Here is a 22510-nt window from a genome sequence, read left to right as displayed (position 1 = left end):
TTGTTCTATCTTCGCTGGCACAGGTGCGAACTTTACGATAAGGATTGTGGTATGAAACTCTCCCTGATTTGCGTACTCACAGTGATCTGCTGCAGTTGGGCGGAAGAAAAGCCACTTCCAAAACTGCCAACTGCCAGCACCAGCAAGGTAGATTTTGCCAGCGATGTCTGGCCAATCTTTCAACAACACTGCATCAAATGCCACCACGCAGCGAAGCAGTCTGGTGGGTTTTCGCTGCAAACTCGCGAATCTGTGAACGCTGGTGGGGATACAGGGAAGGTTTATGTACCGAACAAAAGCAGTGAAAGCAGACTGATTCATCTTGTTGCAGGGCAAGATGCGGATAGCAAAATGCCCCCAGAAGGACCCGCACTATCGGCGAAAGAAATCGGTATCCTGCGTGCGTGGATTGATCAGGGTTCCGCCTGGGATGATACGGTTTCCAAGAATGCCGCAAGTGCCTCTAAATCCAACCACTGGGCATTTCAACCAGTGAAAGCAGTTCCCCCACCTGTTGTGCGGCAACAAGCGTGGGTACAAAATGAAATCGATTCGTTTGTTCTTGCGAAATTAGAATCACAGCAGATACAACCATCGCCTCGTGCCAACGATGCAACTCTTTTTCGGCGTGTTTCGCTGGATCTGGTGGGATTTACTCCCACTGAACAGGAAATTGCCGCCTTCCAGGAACGATATGGGCCTCTCGCTTACGAGCACTTTGTGGATTCCCTGTTGGCATCTCCCCATTATGGTGAAAAGTGGGCCAGACACTGGCTGGATGCTGCCCGCTATGCTGATTCGGACGGATACGAAAAAGATACCGGACGACCGTGGGCCTGGCGTTTCCGCGATTGGTTGATTGATGCACTGAATAATGACCTGCCATATGACAAGTTTGTCACCCACCAACTTGCTGGTGATTTGATTCCTGGTGGTTCAATTCAGCACCAGATTGCAACGGGCTTCCATCGGAATACCCTCACTAACAAAGAAGGCGGGGTCGATCAGGAAGAATTTCGCGTTGCAGCCGTCGTTGATCGCGTCAATACCACTGCAACGGTGTTTCTGGGTTTGACGATGGCGTGTTGCCAGTGCCACGACCACAAGTATGACCCTGTTTCGCAGCGGGAGTACTACCAATTATTTGCATTTTTTAATCACGATGTGGAAAAAGATCTTCCCGCCCCCACATCACCGTTGTTGGGTAAATTGCCCCCACCTGCAAATAAGAAAACACCCAATCCACTGGCACCCACCTTAGCAATGGGCAAATCGCGTCCCACCCACCTGTTGATTCGGGGTGATTTTCTCCGGAAAGGAGTTGAAGTGGTTCCGGGCACACCAAAAATCCTTCCACCTGCCGAAAAACAACCGCAGACACGATTGGACCTTGCAAACTGGATTATCTCAAAAAATAATCCCCTTTCCCGTCGCGTACTGGTGAACTGGATCTGGTCCAAGTTGTTTGGGAGGGGCATTGTTGCAACAACAGACGATTTTGGCCTTCGTGGGGAAAAACCATCCCACCCGGAGTTACTTGATTACCTGGCTGATTATTTATTGCGAAACGCCGATTCAATGAAAAAACTGCAACGGCTGATCGTACTTTCAAGCACTTATCAGCAAAGTTCAGCGGTGCGACCAGATCTGACGGCAATTGATCCAGATAACCGACTCCTGGCTCGTCAATCCCGTGTCCGCTTGCCGGCAGAATTATTACGGGATAATGCACTGCGATCTTCCGGGCTGCTATCTCAGCAGATCGGTGGACCCAGCATCCGCCCACCCCAACCACCTGGGATTTCGGAACTGACCTACGCCAACAGTGCCCGATGGGTAGAATCTCGTGGCGCTGAACGGTACCAGCGTGGGCTATACATCTGGTTTCAACGGACCAGCCCGTATCCAATGCTGATGACCTTCGACAGTCCGGATGGGAACGTTTGTGCCATCAAACGAGAGCGATCCAATACTCCCCTGCAGGCGCTGACCCTGTTAAATGACCGTGTTTTTGTTGAAGCCGCTCATGCGCTAGCGAGGACTCTCACCACCAGTGATCGATCGGTGCTGATTCCCACAATGTTTGCCAGCGTGCTGGGTCGCTCTCCCACGGCAGCAGAATTAACTCGGCTGGATCGGTTTTACACTTCTGCACAGCAAATGCTTTCCAGCGATCAGACAAAATTGACTGAATTGCTGGAACAGAAAACGATCACACCAGAATCTGTTGAACTTGGAGCACGGTTTTTGCTGGCACGGGTCTTATTCAATCTCGATGAATTCGTCACAAGAGAATAAGGTATGCATCTATTATCAGGAGAAATCTGTTGTTGAATCGGTTACTGATCCCGCCACTGATCGTGGGATTTTTATTTCTCATCAGTTGTGACGACACCTCGCCACGAACTGCCAGTTCGTTGCCTCCACGAGAAGATCCTGGTTATATCGTGCCCGCCTTCACCCTGACAGAGCGGAGTGGCAAGCAGGTCACTCGAGAAGATTTGCGAGGTAAAATCTGGCTGGCTGGGTTTGTCTTTACCCGCTGTACTGGCCCATGCCCACAGGTTTCAGCAACAATGGCACAACTGCAAACCAAATTGAAAGATGTATCCGCTTTTCGATTGGTAACTTTTACCGTCGATCCAGTGCGGGATCAGCCAGAAGAACTGAAGAAGTACGCGGAAAATTTTCGAGCTGACGCTGATCGCTGGCTCTTTTTAACAGGCAAAGAGGAAACAATCCAGAAATTACTGGATGAAGGCTTTCATATTCATGCCGATCGGGTGCCCAATGCCAAGCCGGGTGAAGAATATGATCACAGCACCAAATTAATGGTGGTGGATCATGCTGGTGTCGTTCGTGGGGTGTTTGATGGCATCCGTTCCCCAAGTTCTGCAAATGCCGAACAGGAATATAATGACAACTTGGCTGCGATTGAGGCTCTTGTACGCAAATTGAACCATCGAGAGTAATCTGCACAAAATTCGGGTGATCAGTTCACAGAAGGTGGGGCATTATCGTCTGTATTGGGCATGTTTGGTTCTTCCAGTGCCTCAATGCGCAACGGTTGCCAGATATGTGGTCGATTGAGCGGTTCGATGTGCATTACCTCTTTCCCTTCGTAATAAATTCGTAATGTACCCGAAGACTGGCTGACACACATCGCCACACAATTTGCCTTTTTGCTAATGCCCGCCGCCGCCAGGTGCCTGGTGCCAAAGCCTTTGCCCACATCAAGGCCTTTTTTGTCGGTTTCCAGCGACAGGCAGCCTGCCACCGCACAACCATCCGCATCAATCAAGATGGCACCATCTAATTGTGCCAGATCCTTGATCGATTCTCGGACCCACTTTCGACGCAGATCTCGGTCTTCTTTGCTGTATCCTTTGAATGGGTTGTAATTCAGTGGGCGGGACATGCTTAACACTTTTCTGGTGTCCCCAACCACCATAATGGTGCCTACTGGCTTGCCTTCGCGGCCTTCGCGGCCAATTTCGGTGCACAGGTTAATCACCAGTCGTAATGTTTCCACCGGAATCCCAGTCTGTAACTCTCGCAGATCCTGCAGGGTCATCTGTTCCAGGTGCTCACTGAGGTGAATTAAACTGATGCTGTCGATCGGTTCTGGTAAATCTTCCGGCGTGGCGATCCCGTTATACACCACCACCAGGTGGGAGCCAGGTTTCAGGTGCCCCGTGGTCACCGCTTTCAACAGAGCCAGGCTCAACCGTTCCCGCTGTGGGACTGGCTCCCGATCCAGTTCAATCAGATCGAGGTCAGGATTACTGCGTAATTTCTCACGAAGAGCCTCCTCTTCGGTGGCCACCAGAACTTTACACCCCTTCAGGTGGGAGTAAACGGCATTCCAATCCAGGTTCATTTCGGTAAGGACCAGCACTGCATCTGCCGGAATTGCACGAGCAATATCTCGAGCGGCATCCAGCAAAGAAGCCGTTTGTTTTGCAATGCCCATGAAAATCTTCCTACCGCTTGCTGTGGAACCAATATTGTGAATGATAGTGGGGTATCTTTAGCACTAATGAAAGTTAGGGGGGCTGTCCATGTACAAGCAAATTTTTATGGTTTTTAGCCTGTTCTTCATTCTGAATGGCCAAATTTTCGCACAGCGGCCCGCGCAAAAAAACTATCCACCTGACCTGCCAGGATCCAAAGAGATCACCTACAAAACGGTTGGGGAAACCACCTTGAAACTCTATATGTACACACCAAAGGACCATTCACCAAATCAGCCCAGAATGGCAGTGGTCTTCTTTTTTGGTGGTGGCTGGAGTTCCGGCACACCGAAACAGTTTGAGCAACAATGCCTGACACTTGCCAAACATGGCTATGTCGCGATCACTGTGGATTACCGCGTTGCCAGTCGGCATCAGGTGAAGCCCACTGAGTGCGTCGCCGATGCCAAATCCGCCATCCGTTATGTTCGCTCCCACGCCAAAGTACTGGGTATCCTTCCCAACAAAATTGTGGCGGCAGGTGGTTCTGCAGGTGGGCATCTGGCAGCATCGACTGCACTGCTGCCTGGGCTGGATGATCCCAAAGATGATAAAAATGTCAGTTCTGTACCTAATGCCGTTGTCATGTTCAACCCAGCAGTCATCATTGCCCCAGTGGTGGACTTCAATGAAAAAACCTTTGGCGGCAATCGAGATGCAAAATCGCTCGGATGCGAACCAAAAGCGATTTCACCTTTTCATCATGTTGGGAAAAATCTGCCACCGATGATCATTTTTCATGGGAAAGGTGACACCACAGTGCCATACCGCACCGTCGAATTATTTCAGGAGGAAATGAAAAAATTTCCGGGCAATCGGTGCGAATTAGTGGGATACGAAGGCCAACCGCACGGATTTTTCAATTATGGGCGGAACGAAAACAAATACTATGAAGACACAACGCAAAAGATGCTGAAATTTCTGGAAACGCTGGAAAAATAACACATCGATTATATTCACCTGAAATTATATAACACTCAACTAAATAATTTGGTGCGGAAGACAAAAAATACAGCACAACACAGGCAGAGTGCTGCCCACAGGTAGTCCCACCTGAGCTGTTCTTTCAGATAAAAAACGGAAAATGGTATGAAAACCATCAAAGTAATCACTTCCTGAACCATTTTCAGTTGGCCCACGTTCAATGCTGTGTGCCCGATGCGGTTTGCAGGCACCTGCAGCAGGTATTCAAATAACGCAATTCCCCAACTGAATAGTGCGGCCAGAATCCATGGTTTCTGGTTCATTTCCTTCAGGTGGGCATACCACGCGAAAGTCATGAACAGATTGGAAAAGGTAAGCAACACCACAAATTTTACAATCGGCGACATACAACTCTGGATGAAGTAAGAATCCCCCCAAATAGTGTGGTGAAATCTATTTCGCAATAGGAATCTTCAATGAGAAAAGGATAACGGGCAAGCCATCAGCAAAATGAACTACGAAATGCCCGTGGGGACACTACAATAATTAACAATCTTGCTATGGATTTGTTTGAATGCTGCAGCTACCACTTTTGGATCAGGAAACCTCCACACCGTCTCGGCACCGCTTACCAGCGTGGTTAAAGCGCCCATTGCCGAAGGGAAATGAGAATTTCTTCACACAAAATTTGCTGGATGACCTGAATCTTGAGACTGTATGTGAAAATGCCCGCTGTCCCAACCGCCCCGAGTGCTATTCCCGCCGTACTGCAACATTTATGATTCTGGGTAACGTTTGCACCCGACCGTGCGGCTTCTGCTCCACCCCACGTGGGGTGACGGAAGAGATCCAGGACGATGAACCAGCACGCGTAGCCGAAGCGGCACTGCGGCTGGGGCTGAAGCATGTAGTGATCACCTCGGTTACCCGCGATGACCTTGAAGACGGTGGTGCGGAACATTTCTACCGTTGCATCCTGGAGGTGCGGAAACGGACTGGTTCTGCAGTAGAAGTGCTAACACCTGACTTTATGGGTAATCGGCAGGCGATTGATCGCGTAATTCAAGCCACGCCAGAAGTTTACAACCATAATCTGGAAACAGTGCCCAGGTTATATCGGAAAGTCCGTGGTAGAGCAGATTACCAGCGTTCCTTAGACCTGCTGAAACAGGTGAAAGACACAAATCCAGGCATTATCACCAAAACCGGTCTGATGCTGGGAATCGGTGAAACGATCGAAGAGCTTTTTGATGTGATCGCCGATGTGCGTGCAATTGAGTGCGATGTGCTGACCCTGGGACAGTATCTGGCACCCACGTTAAAGCACATTCCAGTTGCACGGTTTCTGGAACCCGCAGAATTTGATGAAATTGCCCACCGTGCCCGCAAGTTTGGTTTCAAACAGGTTGTTGCGGGTCCTTTTGTCCGTTCCAGCTACCACGCTGATGAAATGGTAGACCATCTTCAAACTCAGCCCTCAGATTCATCATGTTCTTCGTGATCGATGGCATTGATGGCACTGGCAAAACGACTCAATGTCGTATGTTGAGTGACTGGCTGACATCCCAGGGTTACAAGGTGCAGCTTTGCCGGGACCCAGGTGGCACCACCCTGGGTGATCAATTGCGGTCCATTTTGCTATCCCCCACCACAGATATCTGCCTTCGAGCCGAAACATTGCTCTTTATGTGCAGCCGGGCCCAACTGATCCATGAGGTGGTTCAACCCGCCTTGGCACGTGATGAAATAGTGATTTGTGATCGGTTCATCAGCTCGAATTTCGCCTATCAGGGCTTTGCCAACGGTTTAACTTACCAGGCAATTGCCGACTTAGGCCGATTTTCGATTGATGAGTGCATGCCCACCCAGACATTTATTCTGGATATCCCAATTGAGCTTTCCCACCAAAGGCGGAAAACAACGCTCGACCGGATCGAACAGCGCGATGATGCTTATTTTCAGAAAGTCCGTGAAGGCTATTTACAATTGACCATCGACGACAACAATCGATATTGTCTTGTAGATGCCCAGGGCTCTGTTGAAGATGTGCAGCAGCAATTGCAGAAAATGATTCAGCCTTATCTCAATCGATTCACATTGAAGAATGCGCCATGAGCTGGTCGAGCATTGTTGGTCATCGAGAACATCTCGCTCTGCTGGAACGGGCAGTATCCCGCGAACGCCTGGGCCATGCATATCTATTTCTAGGTCATCAGGGTATCGGTAAAACTTCATTCGCCAGACAACTAGGCAAAACATTATTGTGCGAAAACCGGTCTGGGTTCGAATCCTGTGATCGATGTGCTGCCTGCCTGCTGTGCGATGCAAATACCCATCCAGACATGAAACTGCTTGACAAGCCAGATGATAAAAGCACATTTCCGCTGGAAGTGGTCCAGCAGTATATCGCCGAGAGCCAACTGAAACCCGCACGAGGCAATTGGAAAATCACAATCATCCGGAATATCGACATGATGTCGATGGAAGCGGGTAACGCTCTTCTGAAAACATTAGAAGAGCCCACACCGAAGAGTATCATCATCCAGATTGCACAGGCGGAGGATGGCGTACTGCAAACAATTCGATCCCGCAGCCAGATCCTGCACTTTCGCCCACTGACACTCGATCAGACGGTTGAAGTGCTTGTAAATCAGGGAGTCGATCTGAAACAGGCACAACGATTGGGTAAAGTTGCCCAGGGAAGCCCGGGTGTGGCACAAGAATACCAGCACCAGGAATACTGGGATTTCCGCAATGGCTTGTTAAATCAGTTAAAATCGCCAATCCATCCGATCGCATTCAATCAACTCTGGACCGACCTTTTTCAACTGAGTAGTGCCAGCACCGCTGACAAACGCCGGATTGCACAAATTGGCCTGACCCTGTTTCTGCAACTGATTCAGGAATTACTGTATGTGCACTATAATTTGCCTGCGGGGAATGAAGCCGAGGATCATCACCACTTACAGGAAATTGTGCAGCAATTATCTGTGGAACAGATGCTGCGCTGGTCGAACGCCATTACGGAATCTATCGTTCAGATAGATCGAATGGTTTCCACCGAATTATCGACGGAGTGGTTGACCGCACAGCTGATGAAATCCGATTGAATTCATGATTCTACTTTGCTACCAAGTGGATGATTGCAAAGTAAGATTGCGGATCCGTCCAATGCTGGTCATAAGCAAATCCTGCACCTGCCGCCATCTGCAGAAAATCAGTCAGAACATATTTGTGTGAATATTCGGTACAGATCGTTTCCTGTGCTGCAAATTGAAACGGGTTGTTAGCCACCGATACCACCTGGGGCACTTTGCTGATCAAATGCATTTCGATTCTGTTATGGCTGGTATCGAAATGTGCACGGTGCTGAAACAGATCTACCCGGAATGTACCGTGCAGTTCCCGATTGATTCTTCGCAACAGATTGAGATTAAACGCTGCCGTGATGCCTTGGGAATCGTTGTAGGCAGCTTCCAGGACATTTGTGTCTTTTACCAGATCGATCCCAATCAATAACCCCCCACCAGCATCCACTTCAAGGGCAATCTGCCTTAATAGTGCAGTTGCCTTCGCAGGTGTAAAATTACCAATCGTAGAACCAGGGAAATACACTACCTTGCGCTGACTGGGATCCGAGACCTTTGGAATAACCAAAGGTTGTGTAAAATCGGCTGCAAGCGGTTTGATCACCAGTTTCGGAAATTGTTCCTGAAGTTGTCTGGCTGTATTTTGCAGATGCTCAGCAGAAATATCGACGGGAACATAGCCTGCAAGCTGCTGACAATGCTGAAGCAATTGAAGCGTTTTTGTACTGCTGCCGCTGCCAAACTCCAGTAGTAATACGTGCTCACCAAGTGCTGTGGCAATCTGCTGAATCGACTGATTCATGATCTCCACTTCAGTGCGGGTAACGTAATATTCTTCCAAAAGGCATATCCGATCAAACAACTGCGAACCACGAAGATCGTAAAAATATTTACATGGCAATCTTTTAGGTTTACAGCTTAATCCGTGCAATACATCATGGAGAAATTCGTTCTGTTCACCAGTACGCACCATATCGACTGGCCTGGATTTCGTGGCGTTCATCATCAGTCCGCTATCCCCTTCAAATAATGTTCATCAGCAACAATCTTGCTTAAGCAACTACTTGAATACCTTTCCAGAACGCGACATAACCACGAATATTATTGGCAGCATCTTTCGTTTCTGGGTAAAACCACGCAGCATCGGGATTTGTTTTACCGTCCACCACCACGTGATAATAGCTCGCTGTTCCCTTCCAGCCACATACCGTATGCGTATCGCTGGGCTGAAAGTGTTCCCGAATAATGCTATCAGGTGGGAAATAGTGATTCCCTTCCACGACAACTGTTTCACTGCTTTCCGCAATTACCTGGTTGTTCCAAATCGCCTTCATCATCTCACTCCATAAAAAAACAACTAGACGGCACGTTTTCTGATCCCACGTGGTATCAGGATTCGCTCCAGTCCAGAAAACAAAAATAACGACAAAACTGCCAGTAATGCGGCAGGGATTGCCCCTTCCAGAATTAATGCAGTGCTGTTCAACCGGATGCCCGTAAGGATCGTCTGCCCATAGCCACCAGCACCTATCAAAGCACCCAGGGCCGCAAATCCAATGTTCTGTACCATTGCCGTAGAAATGCCAGCAAGGATTGTTGGACTGGCTAATGGTAACCGAACCTTCAGAAAAGTTGTTGCCGGGGATAGTCCTATCGCAACAGCAGAAATCTCAATATCTCTGGGTGTTGCTTCCAGGCCAGCAACGGTGTTACGCACTATTGGTAGTAAAGAGTACGCTACCAAAGCAAATATTGCAGTCTGGGATGCTAGGCCCAGGCTTTGCAGACCAAGTGCGGCGGCCACCGGTATCAACAGCACAAGCAACGCGATTGCCGGGATAGTTTGGAATAACCCTGTAACAGCCAGGATAAGTTGGCAGCACCTGGGATTCTGAAAAGCTATGATCCCCAACGCTAGACCAATGACGATTGCCAGGAACATCGACTTCCGCACCAGATCAACATGTTCGATGGTTCGCTGCCAGACACGCTGCTGCCAGGATTCTTTCTGTGCTAATGGTGCAATTCCGAGCATTTCTGCCAGAAAATCCCCAGCAACTTGTGCTTCGGACTGCTCACCACTGTCCACCTTTTGATTCATGGACATCATCAAAGGTTCATCAATTCGAATTTTTCTGAACATTTCTACAAACTTTGGGAACCTTTCTTCCAGGTCTGTACGGTACAGAATCACCGCATCGTACCTGGGGAAAAACTGCAGATCATCTTCCAGCACCACTAACTGTTCACGAACAATCGCTGCATCTGTGGTGTAAACATCGATTACATCAATGCTTCCTGCAGCCAGTTGTCGATAGGCAATATCGTGGTCCATCCCGCGTACTTCCTGATGTGGCAGCCGATAATGCGCCTGCAACGACTTCCAGCCATCACCACGATCAAGAAATTCGTTACTGAAACCAAATCGCAGATTGAGATGATTCTTCAAATCACTGATTCTGGAAATTTTTAATTGTCTGGCAGTGGCTGCGGCCATTGCCAGTGCGTACGTGTTATTGAATCCCAGTTTTGGCCCCAGGCGGAGACCACGTTTCTCGAGGCGAATTTCGATTGCCTCTTCAGAACTATCCCCTGCCAGTATTTCCTTTTCAATGGTGCCAATGTACTCTGGATAGAGGTCGATTTCCCCATGAACCAGCGAATCGAACAACAATCGCGTCCCACCCAATTCTTTCAAGTGCAGCGTACTAATCTTTTGTTGTTGACCGAGGATAGTCAGGATTTCACCAAGAATTACCGATTCGGTAAACTTTTTTGAACCGATTTGTATTTGTGCATTCTGGCGTTGAATGGGCACAAAAGCAAGCATGCCCAGCACTACCACACACAATGCCATTTTCGGCCAGCTCCAGGTGGTCATCAAATTGCCCTCTGGGTTTGCAGATATCGGGCAACATAATCATTCGCGGGTGCAGCCCGCAGTTCCTGAAAGGTGCCATTCTGTTGTACTATTCCATGTTGGAACAGAATAATCCGATCCGCAAACCAGGCAGCTTCCGCAATATCGTGGGTAACCAGAATGACGGTACTTCGCAATTGCAGAAAAATCTGCTTTAATTCCTGCTGCATTTCCCACCTGGTCAGTGGGTCCAATGCACCTAATGGCTCATCAAGCAAAAGATATTTTGGCTGGTGAATGAGAGCACGCATCAAAGCCACTCGTTGCCGTTGCCCGCCGGACAATTCTGCCGGGTAACGTTGTAAAGTCTCCAACGGAAGTTGCGTCAAGGCACATAATTCTCGATATCGTTTGACAAACAATAGCTCTTCCATGTTCCAGTTTTCTGCAACCAGACGAATATTTTGTTCCGCTGTAAGGTGTGGGAACAGCCCACCTTCCTGCAAAACATACCCTATTCGCTGGCGGGTAGTGCGTGCATTCTGTTTTGTCAATCGTGTCCCATCAATTGATATCTCACCTGTGGTGGGGGATATCAATCCAGCAAGTAATTGCAGCACGGTTGATTTGCCGCTGCCACTGGTTCCCAGCAGTACAGTGCATTCATTTTCTGCAAACTGCAGATTCAAGGGAGCGAGCACCAGATGTGATCCATAAGCTTTCGATAGTTTGGTTGTCTGTATCATCGCTGGTTACCCCTCAAAGATTCTTCACCAGCCGAATGCCCGTCATTTGCCAGCGTTTGTCGGGATGAAAAAAATTCCGATATGTTGGCCTGATATGGCTGGATGGAGTTAGACAGGATCCTCCACGAAGCACAAATTGATTGCACATGAACTTGCCGTTATATTCCCCGACGGCACCCGGAAGTGGCTGATAGCCAGGGTATGCAGAATAGGCACTGGATGTCCATTCCCAAATGTCCCCAAAAAAATTGTGCATCACTTGCACAGCGGGGTGGTACTGGCCACTCTCCAGAAAATTGCCAGCATGAACACCAGAACGAGCTGCGTGTTCCCACTCAAATTCTGTGGGTAATCGCCCACCTGCCCAACGTGCGTATGCATCTGCCTCGTAATATGAAATGTGGCAGACAGGCTCATGCGGGTTGATGGGCAATCTGCCGTGAAGAGTAAACGATTCCCAGCCAGTATCGTTGGCGATCCAGTACATTGGTGCCTGCCACTGCTGAGATTCTTTCACATACCAGCCATCCGAAAGCCATAATTCTGGACGTTGATAGCCACCATCCTGTATGAATTGTAGGTACTCTTCATTAGTTACAGAGCGATTCGCGATGGCAAAATTGTGCAAGTAGCCACGGTGCAATGGCGTTTCGTTGTCGAAACAGAACGAACCACCTGCACTGCCAAACTCAAATAATCCCGCCTCCATCTTCAGCCACTGGTGGGGCATAACACCTGGAGAAGCACCATCAACTGGTGGGGCATACTTGGGATAAAGTGGGTTACAACTCAGGGCATGTTTGATATCGGTCAGTAATAATTCCTGGTGTTGCTGTTCGTGGTGTAACCCGAGTTCAAGTAACTGAAAATTAATGGCGATTTTTCGCTCGGTGTAATCTGCTATTGCAGCATCCACATGTGATCGATACTGAAGTATTTCTGTTAGATTTGGTCGAGATAACAAACCACGCTGATGGCGGGGATGTCTCTCACCCAGCGAATTGTAATACGAGTTAAACAGGTACTGGAAGTCCAACGAAAATGGACGATACCCCGGTAATTCATTGAGCAGAAAAGCTTCGAAGAACCAGGTGGTGTGTGCCAGGTGCCATTTCGCAGGACTGGCGTCCGGCATCGATTGTAATTGACAATCTTCTGACGACAGGTGTTCGCAGAGCAGTAATGTCTGATTGCGTACCTTATGATATTGCTCGAGATTCACCATTTCTCTACCGTTTTCATCCTTTTCTGTGATACCGAAGTCAGTCAATTTCTCAAAGTGGTATCAGGGCAGTTGCACAAAAACTTCAAACTTTTTTGATTGTTCTGGAAGTTTCTACCGCAGTCACCAGACATTTCCCTGCGAAATTCCGATCATTTACTAGAACCTGTCGAGGAATCCCCCGTGGCGTTGTTGTTTGCTTGCACGTTGCTGTTCAGTGCGATGCTGTTGTTCTCCATTCAACCTATCGTGGGGCGATTGCTACTCCCTAAGTTAGGTGGCTCCCCGGCTGTCTGGACAACCTGCCTGGTATTTTTTCAGGCCACGCTGCTGGCTGGTTACTTGTATTGCCACATACTTACGAAGTATTGTTCTCGCGTTTTACAAGTAATTATCCATTTGCTCCTGGCAACGCTGTGTTTCTTCACCATGCCCATTCAAGCTTCTACTTCGGCAGTACCAGACAGCTATCTGAGCGTCTGGCTGCTGAAGGAACTGGTAAAAACAGTCGGCTTTCCGCTGTTTATTGTTGCGATCACCAGCCCTTTGCTGCAAAAGTGGTTTACTTATACAAACCACCGCAAGGCGAACGACCCATATTTTTTGTCTGTGGTAAGCAATGCAGGATGCATGCTGGTACTGATTGCATATCCCTTCTGGCTGGAAGTTCGATACGGCCTTAGCGAACAAGTAAAACTGTGGCAATACCTCTATGTTGCATTCTTAATCGCACTAGTGTTCACTGGTATTTATGTGGGATGCCAACGTCCCGGGAAAATTATTTCCCAGGATGGCAACCACACTGATGCTGAAAGCACAACTAGCAGACAATCAAGCCACTGGGGGTATTGGTTGCTGCTGGCGTTCATTCCCGCCAGCTTGCTAAGTGGGGTCACCCAGGCAATTACAACTGATATTGCCCCCGTTCCGATGTTATGGCTACTGCCCCTGATTTTATACTTGCTGACGTTTATCATTGCATTTCTTCCGAATTTTCAAATTCCGATCCGTTGGCTGGATAAAGCATTGTGCATCTGCATGATCGCCTGGGTGGTTACCTACCTGTCCGGTGCGGCAGAACCAGTTACTGTTGTTGTTGCAATCCACCTGATTTCGTTTTTCCTTGCTGCCCTTGTTTGTCATGTGCGTCTTTCCAATGTCAGACCCACAACAGATCGACTTACGCATTACTATTTGCTGATGTCTCTGGGGGGTGTTCTTGGTGGAGCATTCAATGCATTTATGGCACCACTCCTCTTTCGCCATCTCGGATTCTGGGAATATCCCATTTTTCTTGTCGCACCGTTGCTGTTGAGGGCTTCCAAAGACAAACTCATTACCTGGAAATCAATCATCCCAGTATTGTTGTTTCTCTGCCTGGTCGTGGGCTTGATATACACAGCACAACTGGCCTTATTCACTCGTTGGCTGGGGAATCTTCCTGCTGATTTTCCATTACCAGCGTCGATGGTACGGACCACAATCGTCGTGGGATTCCCCAGTGTAATCGCTTACTTGTTTGTGCAAAAGCCCCTGCACTATGCACTTGGTTTAAGCATTATCATCCTGGCGAACTTACTTTCCCCTGGCATTCAAGGCAAAGTAGTCTATCTGGAACGAAGCACACTGGGGCAAGTAAAAATTACTTTGTCACCAGATCACAAACTCTACCAGATGGTACATGGCAATACGGTGCATGGCCGACAACGCATTCAAACCAGGCCAGAGTATGTTGCAGCCTACGCACAAATATTTTGTGTACAGCACCCCCTGATGCAGGCATGCCTGCAACATGCCGCATATCGCAAGTGGGATGATATCGGACGCCCACTTGCTTACTACTATCCCACTGGTCCTGCAGGCAAAGTATTTGAACAATACAACAGCAGATTTCATCAATCCCGCAACATTGGTGTGGTCGGGCTGGGTACGGGTGCCCTGGTGCATTACGCCAGACCCAATGAAGACTGGACTGTTTTTGAATTAGATCCAGTAGTCATCAAACTGGCACAAAAAGGCACTTACTTTCGCTACTTGCAGCAATCGCGGGCACACCACCTCAAAATGATTGTGGGAGATGCACGAATCCGCATGGCTGAAATACCCGATCACCATTTTGATCTGCTGGTGCTGGATGCCTTTTCTTCGGATGCCATCCCCACGCACTTGATCACACAAGAAGCCTTTGCTCTTTATCTGCAGAAACTGCGTCCAGGCGGCGTGATACTGCTGCATATATCGAACCTGCACTTCGATCTGGCACCTGTTGTTGCCAGGATTGCTCAGGCACAAACACCCCCACTGGCAATGCGGCTGAATGATGACCTGGTGGTCAGTGATACCGCACAAAAAGAAGGAAAATTCCCCTCACGCTGGGTAATTCTGGCCCGAAGCGAACAGGATTTTGGCTGGCTGGCAACACCAATGAGTGGCTTTACCCAGTACCGTTCCCGTTCAGGAAAACTATGGACAGACGACCGAGTGGATCTATGGTCGGCAATAAAGCTGAATCAGGATGAGTAAACATTAATCTTTGATACCTCACGCTTATACTCCATTTGATACCACTGTGACAGTGGCACTAAGTACACTTATTAATTAAACGTTTGAAACAGAAAATGGTTTGCAGTATTTTTGAATTTTTTGGAGATTTGGTAGTAAATTGTTGCAAGTGATTCCAAAATAAGGACTTGCGGAAAGTTGAAAATTATTTCGTGAAATCATTCAATCAAACATCCATCTGATTATTTCCGCCAAAACCAACTTTTTTCCACCATTTGTCAATTTTATGGCAAATTTCTGCTCAACTGGGGTGCCCTGAAGGCAATATTATTTCCTGTGCACACAAAATCGATTGGTGCTGATAAGTAACTAACCGGATGCAACCAGTGGGGATAGGGGACAAATGTGAAAACTTCGCTACGGTGCTTGCAACTGCCCAAAGGAAGGTTTACGATGACGACTATGTTTTTCGACAACCACGTTCTGGGAGGTTGGCCATGGCCAAGCCGTTGGTAATTGAGTTCGAGGGCAAATCGATTGATTTTCAGCTCGAGAAAGTTGATCGAACAAAACTGTATGGATATGTGGAAACGGAAGTGCACGACGACTCTGGCAAGAAGTGCGAATTGGCCACATTGTCTGGAGATGGACACACCATCGTAGGCAAAGGTGGGACATCGCTGGCCTATCTTTCCCCGGATGGACTGTGGCGGAAAAAAAATGAACTGAAAGCAATCGATGTGCAAGGCAACCCGATTACGCCTGTGAAGTCTACATTTGATGCACCAGTGACAGAACTCACTGAAGTCAGCATCGAAGAATATTTATCCCACAACATTAATCTGGTGTACCATTTGCAGGCCGAAGAACAGCACCCGGAACTGGTTACGGCACTGAAGGATGGTAGAATCTTTCAATTCCCATTCAGTTACCGTGGGGGACTCAACTCTTCTGCTGGTTTTCTGCTGGCCAATGCCGACGGGGTAATATTTCTTTGTGTCGGCAGCCCAACCCGGCTGGAGTTTATTGGCTTTCAGAACACTGCAGAAGTGGTGGAAGATGCTGCTGAAAGCACGGACGATGAAGACGATATTTTAGATTTCTCCATGATGTAACATAAAGAGAACCCAGATGCCAGTAATTAGTATATCGAATAGTAAAAATCGCGATTCGCAAGTCAAAGCAGAAAGTGTTCGCACATCAATGCGGGTGCGTTGGATCGATGAATCCAATCGTCAGGCGGGCACAGCCAGAATCATGAAGGGAACGCTTGATAAGAGTTTTGAGTTGTTGCTTGCCGCCGCAGACAATAATACAGAACAGCTTGCTCAGAATCTGATTAATGAAGATCCTGAACTGAATGTGGAATTATATGGTAGTTTTTTGCGTGATACTTCGCGAGTTTATGTAAATTCAGATCAGGAAATTGTACATAGTGTCACGCAGATGGAAATTGTCCGCAATCCTGATGGATCGGTGAAACTGACACGGCCCAAACAATCTCCAGAAGTGAACGTGTCGGAAGAAGTCCCCCTGAAGTATAGTGGGAAGCTGTTTTCCAAGCAGGAAGTGTATCGTAAGTTTGTGATTGCATCGAAAATGCAGATCGTGCACATCAACGGTTTGACGTACGATTTCCTTTTTGACATTGCCAAAGAACTAGAAGAAAAAAACAGTATGTTATTGCTTGGTGCTGGCCCGAAAGGATTGCAGCAACTGGTACTTCGCCGTGGTGCAGTCCCTTACCGTGGCTTCCTGGAAGGACGCACGAAAGGCAGTGAATACTGCCTGATCTTACATTTATCCAATATGGAACTGAAAGTACCTGAGGCCCCCACATCAACCGCAGTGGAGAAAGCACAATGAAAATGATCGACCCAGGACGTATGGAAATCTTGATGGGTGAATATGCTGTAGGTTCTGCCACAGCCCTGCGAGATCCACTGCTTGTAAATCGTGCTCAGGATTATCGTCGTCTGGTAGCTGGTGCAATGCGTGCCCGCGAAGAGAAAGATATTCCCAAGGAATACCCGGAATCAAAATATTACCTCAGTTTGAAGGTTGATGGTGAATTTGATCTGTTATTTTATCTGGATGGTGAATGCTTCCTCGTCAATCCCGGTGGCACTGTGCGTACTGGCCTGCCTGCATTGAAGGAAGCCGCCCAGCATTTTCAACGTGCAGGTATTAAAAACGCTGTTGTCGCTGCAGAATATTATTTCAAGAAAGATCCTGGTAAACGCTCCCGCGTGCACGACATCAGTCGTGCGGCACGTCAGCCAGCATCTGTCGAGGAGTTATCGCACCTGTGCCTAGCGGTGTTTGATCTTCTGGAATGCGATGGCGAGCAATTCTCTGGACCACAATACAGCATTCGTTGGGAAAAACTCAATGCAATCTTTGCCCAGGGCGAAATGTGTCATCTGGTAGAAACTCACGAATGCACGAATGCTACGGAAATCCAGAAGCACTTTCGCAAATACGTTGATGGCGGTGCCGAAGGTATTGTTGTCCGCAGTGAGGAAGTTGGCTTCAGCAAGATCAAGCCACGACACACACTTGATGCTGTGGTGATTGGCTTTACCGAAAGCACCGATGATCGTGTAGGTATGCTGCACGATCTGTTACTGGCAGTAATGCGGGAAGACGGTTGCCTGCACATCATCGGCCACGTGGGGGGCGGTTTTACGAATGATGATCGACGTAATTTTCTCAGCGATCTGAAAGACATGATTGTCTCCAGCGATTACGCCGAAGTCAACGATCAGGTGGCCTACCATATGGTGAAGCCAGAGTGGATTGTTGAAATCAGCGTATTGGATCTGATCACCACTTCCACGCGTGGGCAATCGGTCAACAAAATGGTTCTGCAGTGGGATTCTGCAAAGCAGCATTATGGGATCGTTCGCCGTTTGCCGATGGTTGGCTTGATATCGCCACAGTTTTTGCGAAAACGTGAAGACAAACAATTTGTACAGCACGATATTCGCATCAAACAGATTACCGATCTGGTTGAAGTGGCATTCACCGATCGTGATGCCCGCGAATTAAGTCTTCCTGCAAGCACAGTGCTGAAAAGAGAAGTGCAAACCAAAGTTCTCAAAGAAAGTACAATGGTTCGCAAACTGGTGATGTGGAAAACAAACAAGGAAACAATTAATCCCGATTACCCCGCCTATGTGGTTCACCTGACAGATTACAGCCCAAATCGAAAAACGCCTTTGGAACGTGATATTCGCGTGTCCAATTCACTCGAACAAATCGAAGAACTCTGGCAGGAACTTGCCGCGGAATATTTCACGAAAGGCTGGGCACCGGTCGGTGCTGCACCTGCCGCAAAACCTGCTGTCGCAAAAGCGAAGGCGCCAAAGAAAGCAGCCTCAACTGCAGATCCCGTGGTAGAGCAGGTAATCGATTCCCCTGCAGAAACTGTTACAGCACCAGTAAGCGAAACTAGGGCACCTGAAGTAGTTGAAGACGCTCCGGTAACTGAAGAACCGGCTCCTACACCAGCAAAAAAAGCGGCTGTCACCAGGAAGTCGAAAGCGAAACCAGTGGCAGAAGAAGAAGCAGATTCGCCACCTGCTGAAGCGGCACCAAAGAAAAGTACTAAGAAAACTAAAGCATCCGAAGAGGCAGTTGAAGAAACAACTAAGAAACCGGCAAAGAAGTCTGCTTCGAAAAAGAAAACGGGTGAATCGTAATTACCAGGAGAAGTTCAGATGGTGCGTCAATTTATTATTGGGTGGGCTGTTTTGATTGCAGCCACTGTTTTATTTTCACATGCACAGGCCCAGGTGGGGGGTTATCGCAAAGTACCTGTTGATGATGCAGAAGTGAAGAAGATCGCAGAGTTTGCCATGAAAGAACAATTCAAAAAAGAGGATGGGAAGCTGGAAAAAATACTTTCGGCTGAAGCACAAGTGGTTGCTGGCAGGAACTATCGACTGAAATTGCAGATCAAAACAGGTGACAAGTCTCGCGAAGCAATTATTGTGGTGTGGGCAAAACTGGATGGCACACGTGAGCTTACCAAGTGGGAATGGCAAAAGTAGTTATCCCACCTTCGGGCCTGCCTGCACCACTTCCTGCCCGGCAATATCTGCATATTGCTGAAAGTTTTTGATGAACAATTCTGCCAGGTGTTTTGCAGCCAGGTCGTATTGTTCACCTTGCGGCCATGTGTTACGTGGCAGCAATATTTCTGAAGGCACATTGGGGCAACTTTGTGGAATCTGAAATCCAAAAATCGGATCAGCCACAGTGGGAATTGTTGCCAGTGAGCCATCGTGGATCGCATCAATGATGGCTCTGGTAATTTCCAGCTTCATTCGCTTGCCCACTCCATACCCCCCACCAGACCAGCCTGTGTTGACAAGCCAGATGTTCGAGTGGTGCTTCTTCAAGCGGTAAGCAAGCAGTTCGGCATAGCGTGCCGGGTGCCACACCAGGAATGGACCACCAAAACATGGTGAAAACGTTGCTTGTGGCTCTTTAATGCCCATTTCAGTGCCTGCTACTTTGGCCGTGTAACCACTGATAAACTGATACATTGCCTGTGCGTGGGACAACTTACTGACAGGTGGCAGCACCCCATAAGCATCGCATGTCAGAAAGATCACATCAGTGGGATGGCCGGAAATGCAGGGAATTTTCGCATTGGATATATATTCAATGGGATATGCACCACGGGTGTTTTCCGTAAAGCGGGTATCATCAAAATCTACTTTGTGGGTCGCCTGATCGTACACCACGTTTTCCAGCACAGCACCGAAGCGAAGGGCTTCATAAATCTCTGGTTCGGTTTCTTTGCTCAGGTGAACTGCCTTGGCATAGCACCCACCTTCGATGTTGAAGATGCCGTCATCACTCCAGCAGTGTTCATCATCCCCAATCAGATTTCGTTTGGGGTCAGCAGACAACGTGGTCTTACCAGTGCCAGACAAGCCAAATAGCAGGCTGCATTGTCCGGTGGCGCGATCTTCAGTTGCCGAACAGTGCATCGAAAGCACACCGATTGCGGGCATGAAGTAATTCATTAACGTGAAAACACCCTTCTTCATTTCGCCGGCATATTCCGTACCCAGGATCACCATCTCCCGCGTACTGAGTTTCAGGTCGATGCTGGTTTTGGATGTCATCCCTTCGGTGAACTTATTCGCCGGGAACTGTCCCGCATTGTAGATCACTGCATCTGGTTTGCCAAAATTTGCCAACTCTTCATCGGTGGGGCGAATCAGCATCGTATGCATGAACAAAGCATGATACGGGCGAGAACAGATCACACGCACTTTAATGCGGTATTTGGGATCCCAGCCTGCAAAGGCATCCACACAGTAGAGGCGTTTGCGGGTGTTTAAATAATCTTTGGCACGCTCCAAGTTCGCCTGAAAACCACGTTCATCCATGGGAATATTGACCGCACCCCACCAGATATCATTTTCTGTGGGTGTCTCTCGCAGAATTCTCTTATCTTTGGGAGATCGGCCAGTTTTGTCACCAGAATATGCAATCAGTGCACCATTCGATGAAATCGCTGCCAGGTGATCACCTCGAATCGCTTCCGCATATAATTCCGCCGGTGCGGTATTTCTGCAGATATCTTCCACGGTGATTTCATAATCTTTCAGATTGAAACGTTCCACGATCGTTCCTCGTTGCAGCACAATTTGGTTGGAATGGCTGTAAGATAACCTTTCAGTTATTGTATGCTCTCTCCTGGGAAGTACCACGCTGCTGAAAAGTGGAGAATTGTTTCCCCCACGCGAGAAACCTGACAGTTATGGAACCATTTCGTTTGCAGTATGACCGTGGTACGATCATCGTCACTGGTGGGGAACCTACTTTGCGTGCAGAACTGCCGGGTGTGATGTTCGACCCACGCACGGAAACAGAACGAGCAGAAGCACGCTATTACCGGGCAATTGTCGAATTATTTGTGGCACGCAAACTTGCCTTTACCGATGAAGCCCGTCTGTACGATCGTTTTCCTTGTACGCTGCAAACCTCCCGGCAACCCTATCCGCATCAGGAACAGGCAGTGCATACGTGGTGGCAGCAGAAAGGTCGTGGCGTGGTGGTACTTCCCACGGGCACCGGGAAAACATTTACCGCGATGTTGGCTATCGTGAAGTGCGGCCGACCGACGTTTGTTGTCACCCCCACAATTGACCTGCTGCATCAGTGGGCCTGGGAACTTTCGCAGGCTTTTGGCATTCCCATTGGACAGTTAGGTGGCGGCACGCACGATCTGCAACCCATCACTGTTTCTACATATGATTCGGCTTACATCTATGTAGAACAGTGGGGCAATCGATATGGATTGTTGATATTCGATGAATGCCACCATTTACCTGGGCCTACATGCCAGATGGCTGCATTGGCAGCAATTGCCCCCTACCGCCTGGGACTGACTGCCACACCAGAACGCAGTGATGGTGGGGAAGAACTGTATTACCCGCTGATTGGACCAATTGTGTATCGACGGGAAATTCAGGAATTATCCGGCGACTTTCTGGCCAGATACGATACCCAGCGCAGGTATGTGGAACTGACCGAAGAAGAAGCAGAACAGTATCAGAATGCACGCGATGAATACCGCAACTTCCTCACGAGCCATCGAATTCAAATGAATGGTACCGATGGCTGGCGACGCTTTATTCTGGAATCTTCGCGTTCACCAGAAGGCCGCAGTGCGATGCTGGCCTATCGCGAACAGAAAAGAATCGAACGAGAATCATCCGCTAAATTAGCCTGTCTGCAGGAATTATTGCAACAACATGCCCGCGATCAAATGATTATCTTTACCGCAGACAATGCAACAGTGTATCGCATTTCACGTTTATTTTTTGTCCCAGCAATTACCCACCAGACAAAATCTGCAGAAAGGAAGCAGATTCTGGAACGCTTTCACCAGGGCATCTATAACACCGTGGTTACCAGTCAGGTATTGAACGAAGGGGTGGATGTGCCGAATGCGAATATTGGCATTGTGCTTTCTGGATCGGGCACCATTCGTGAAAATGTCCAGCGACTGGGGCGTTTATTGCGAAAACAGGGCACCAAGCAATCAATTTTGTACGAAATCGTGGTGCGGGGTACTTCCGAAGAATGGATCAGCCAACGCCGTAGACAACACCAGGCATTTGAATAAC

20 protein-coding genes are annotated in these 22510 nt (G+C 48.4%); 12 read left to right on the top strand and 8 right to left on the bottom strand.

Annotation, left to right across the window (positions count from 1 at the left end; all coding sequences use genetic code 11):
- Positions 1-51: 51 nt before the first annotated feature.
- Both R3B84_12235 and R3B84_12230 read left to right on the top strand, forming a co-directional pair.
- Positions 52-2298 (top strand): PSD1 and planctomycete cytochrome C domain-containing protein, encoded by a 2247-nt coding sequence (locus tag R3B84_12235; GenBank protein ID MEZ6141330.1) that lies wholly within the window; start codon positions 52-54, stop codon positions 2296-2298.
- 29 nt (positions 2299-2327) lie between these two features.
- A complete protein-coding gene (locus R3B84_12230) occupies positions 2328-2972 on the top strand; it encodes an SCO family protein (protein ID MEZ6141329.1) in 645 nt (214 codons plus the stop codon).
- 20 nt (positions 2973-2992) lie between these two features.
- Here R3B84_12230 and R3B84_12225 read toward each other — a convergent pair whose 3' ends face one another.
- Positions 2993-3973 (bottom strand): diadenylate cyclase, encoded by a 981-nt coding sequence (locus R3B84_12225; GenBank protein ID MEZ6141328.1) that lies wholly within the window; start codon positions 3971-3973, stop codon positions 2993-2995.
- Between the two features lie 88 nt (positions 3974-4061).
- Between R3B84_12225 and R3B84_12220 the strand changes: the two genes are divergently transcribed.
- Positions 4062-4955, top strand: a complete 894-nt coding sequence (locus R3B84_12220) for an alpha/beta hydrolase (protein MEZ6141327.1) — start codon at positions 4062-4064, stop codon at positions 4953-4955.
- Positions 4956-4990: 35 nt separating this feature from the next.
- On the opposite strand, the gene R3B84_12215 is transcribed toward R3B84_12220, so the two are convergent.
- A complete protein-coding gene (locus R3B84_12215) occupies positions 4991-5344 on the bottom strand; it encodes a DMT family protein (protein MEZ6141326.1) in 354 nt (117 codons plus the stop codon).
- Positions 5345-5511: 167 nt separating this feature from the next.
- Between R3B84_12215 and lipA the strand changes: the two genes are divergently transcribed.
- The 3 genes from lipA to R3B84_12200 are packed head-to-tail and all read left to right on the top strand — an operon-like array spanning position 5512 to position 8047.
- Complete coding sequence (gene lipA / locus R3B84_12210; protein ID MEZ6141325.1) at positions 5512-6438, top strand: lipoyl synthase; 927 nt, start codon at positions 5512-5514, stop codon at positions 6436-6438.
- A complete protein-coding gene (gene tmk / locus R3B84_12205) occupies positions 6426-7052 on the top strand; it encodes a dTMP kinase (protein MEZ6141324.1) in 627 nt (208 codons plus the stop codon). Before lipA ends, tmk begins: the two co-directional genes overlap by 13 nt.
- On the top strand, positions 7049-8047 hold the full coding sequence (locus tag R3B84_12200) for a DNA polymerase III subunit delta' (protein MEZ6141323.1): 999 nt from the start codon (positions 7049-7051) through the stop codon (positions 8045-8047). Before tmk ends, R3B84_12200 begins: the two co-directional genes overlap by 4 nt.
- Positions 8048-8057: 10 nt before the next feature.
- Here the strand turns inward: R3B84_12200 and egtD are convergent, their stop codons facing one another.
- Genes egtD through egtB form a run of 5 tightly spaced genes read right to left on the bottom strand, consistent with a single transcriptional unit; the run spans position 8058 to position 12857 of the window.
- Positions 8058-9032: an L-histidine N(alpha)-methyltransferase gene (gene egtD / locus R3B84_12195; protein ID MEZ6141322.1), complete on the bottom strand. Its 975-nt coding sequence runs from the start codon at positions 9030-9032 to the stop codon at positions 8058-8060.
- A gap of 46 nt (positions 9033-9078) precedes the next feature.
- Positions 9079-9363, bottom strand: coding sequence for a DUF427 domain-containing protein (locus tag R3B84_12190; protein MEZ6141321.1), 285 nt, complete (start codon positions 9361-9363; stop codon positions 9079-9081).
- Positions 9364-9383: 20 nt separating this feature from the next.
- Positions 9384-10907: a glycine betaine ABC transporter substrate-binding protein gene (locus R3B84_12185; GenBank protein ID MEZ6141320.1), complete on the bottom strand. Its 1524-nt coding sequence runs from the start codon at positions 10905-10907 to the stop codon at positions 9384-9386.
- Entirely contained in the window at positions 10907-11632 is a 726-nt protein-coding gene (locus tag R3B84_12180) for an ATP-binding cassette domain-containing protein (protein ID MEZ6141319.1), read from the bottom strand. The genes R3B84_12185 and R3B84_12180 overlap by 1 nt, the downstream gene beginning before the upstream one ends.
- A gap of 13 nt (positions 11633-11645) precedes the next feature.
- On the bottom strand, positions 11646-12857 hold the full coding sequence (egtB, locus tag R3B84_12175) for an ergothioneine biosynthesis protein EgtB (protein MEZ6141318.1): 1212 nt from the start codon (positions 12855-12857) through the stop codon (positions 11646-11648).
- Between the two features lie 180 nt (positions 12858-13037).
- Between egtB and R3B84_12170 the strand changes: the two genes are divergently transcribed.
- The 5 genes from R3B84_12170 (at position 13038) to R3B84_12150 (ending at position 19411) form a co-directional block, all read left to right on the top strand.
- Complete coding sequence (locus R3B84_12170) at positions 13038-15377, top strand: fused MFS/spermidine synthase (protein ID MEZ6141317.1); 2340 nt, start codon at positions 13038-13040, stop codon at positions 15375-15377.
- Between the two features lie 476 nt (positions 15378-15853).
- Positions 15854-16471, top strand: coding sequence for a hypothetical protein (locus R3B84_12165; GenBank protein ID MEZ6141316.1), 618 nt, complete (start codon positions 15854-15856; stop codon positions 16469-16471).
- A gap of 16 nt (positions 16472-16487) precedes the next feature.
- Positions 16488-17222 (top strand): hypothetical protein, encoded by a 735-nt coding sequence (locus tag R3B84_12160; GenBank protein ID MEZ6141315.1) that lies wholly within the window; start codon positions 16488-16490, stop codon positions 17220-17222.
- Complete coding sequence (locus R3B84_12155; protein MEZ6141314.1) at positions 17219-19060, top strand: hypothetical protein; 1842 nt, start codon at positions 17219-17221, stop codon at positions 19058-19060. Before R3B84_12160 ends, R3B84_12155 begins: the two co-directional genes overlap by 4 nt.
- An 18-nt stretch (positions 19061-19078) precedes the next feature.
- Positions 19079-19411 (top strand): cystatin domain-containing protein, encoded by a 333-nt coding sequence (locus R3B84_12150; protein ID MEZ6141313.1) that lies wholly within the window; start codon positions 19079-19081, stop codon positions 19409-19411.
- On the opposite strand, the gene pckA is transcribed toward R3B84_12150, so the two are convergent.
- Positions 19412-21001 (bottom strand): phosphoenolpyruvate carboxykinase (ATP), encoded by a 1590-nt coding sequence (gene pckA, locus R3B84_12145; protein MEZ6141312.1) that lies wholly within the window; start codon positions 20999-21001, stop codon positions 19412-19414.
- Positions 21002-21138: 137 nt separating this feature from the next.
- Between pckA and R3B84_12140 the strand changes: the two genes are divergently transcribed.
- Positions 21139-22509 carry a DEAD/DEAH box helicase family protein gene (locus R3B84_12140; GenBank protein ID MEZ6141311.1) on the top strand — a complete coding sequence of 457 codons (1371 nt, stop codon included), beginning with the start codon at positions 21139-21141 and terminating at the stop codon, positions 22507-22509.
- The last annotated feature ends 1 nt before the right edge of the window (position 22510 follow it).

The organism is Zavarzinella sp. (assembly GCA_041399155.1).
Lineage (GTDB): Bacteria > Planctomycetota > Planctomycetia > Gemmatales > Gemmataceae > JAWKTI01.
This window is presented reverse-complemented; position numbering and strand designations above follow the sequence as displayed.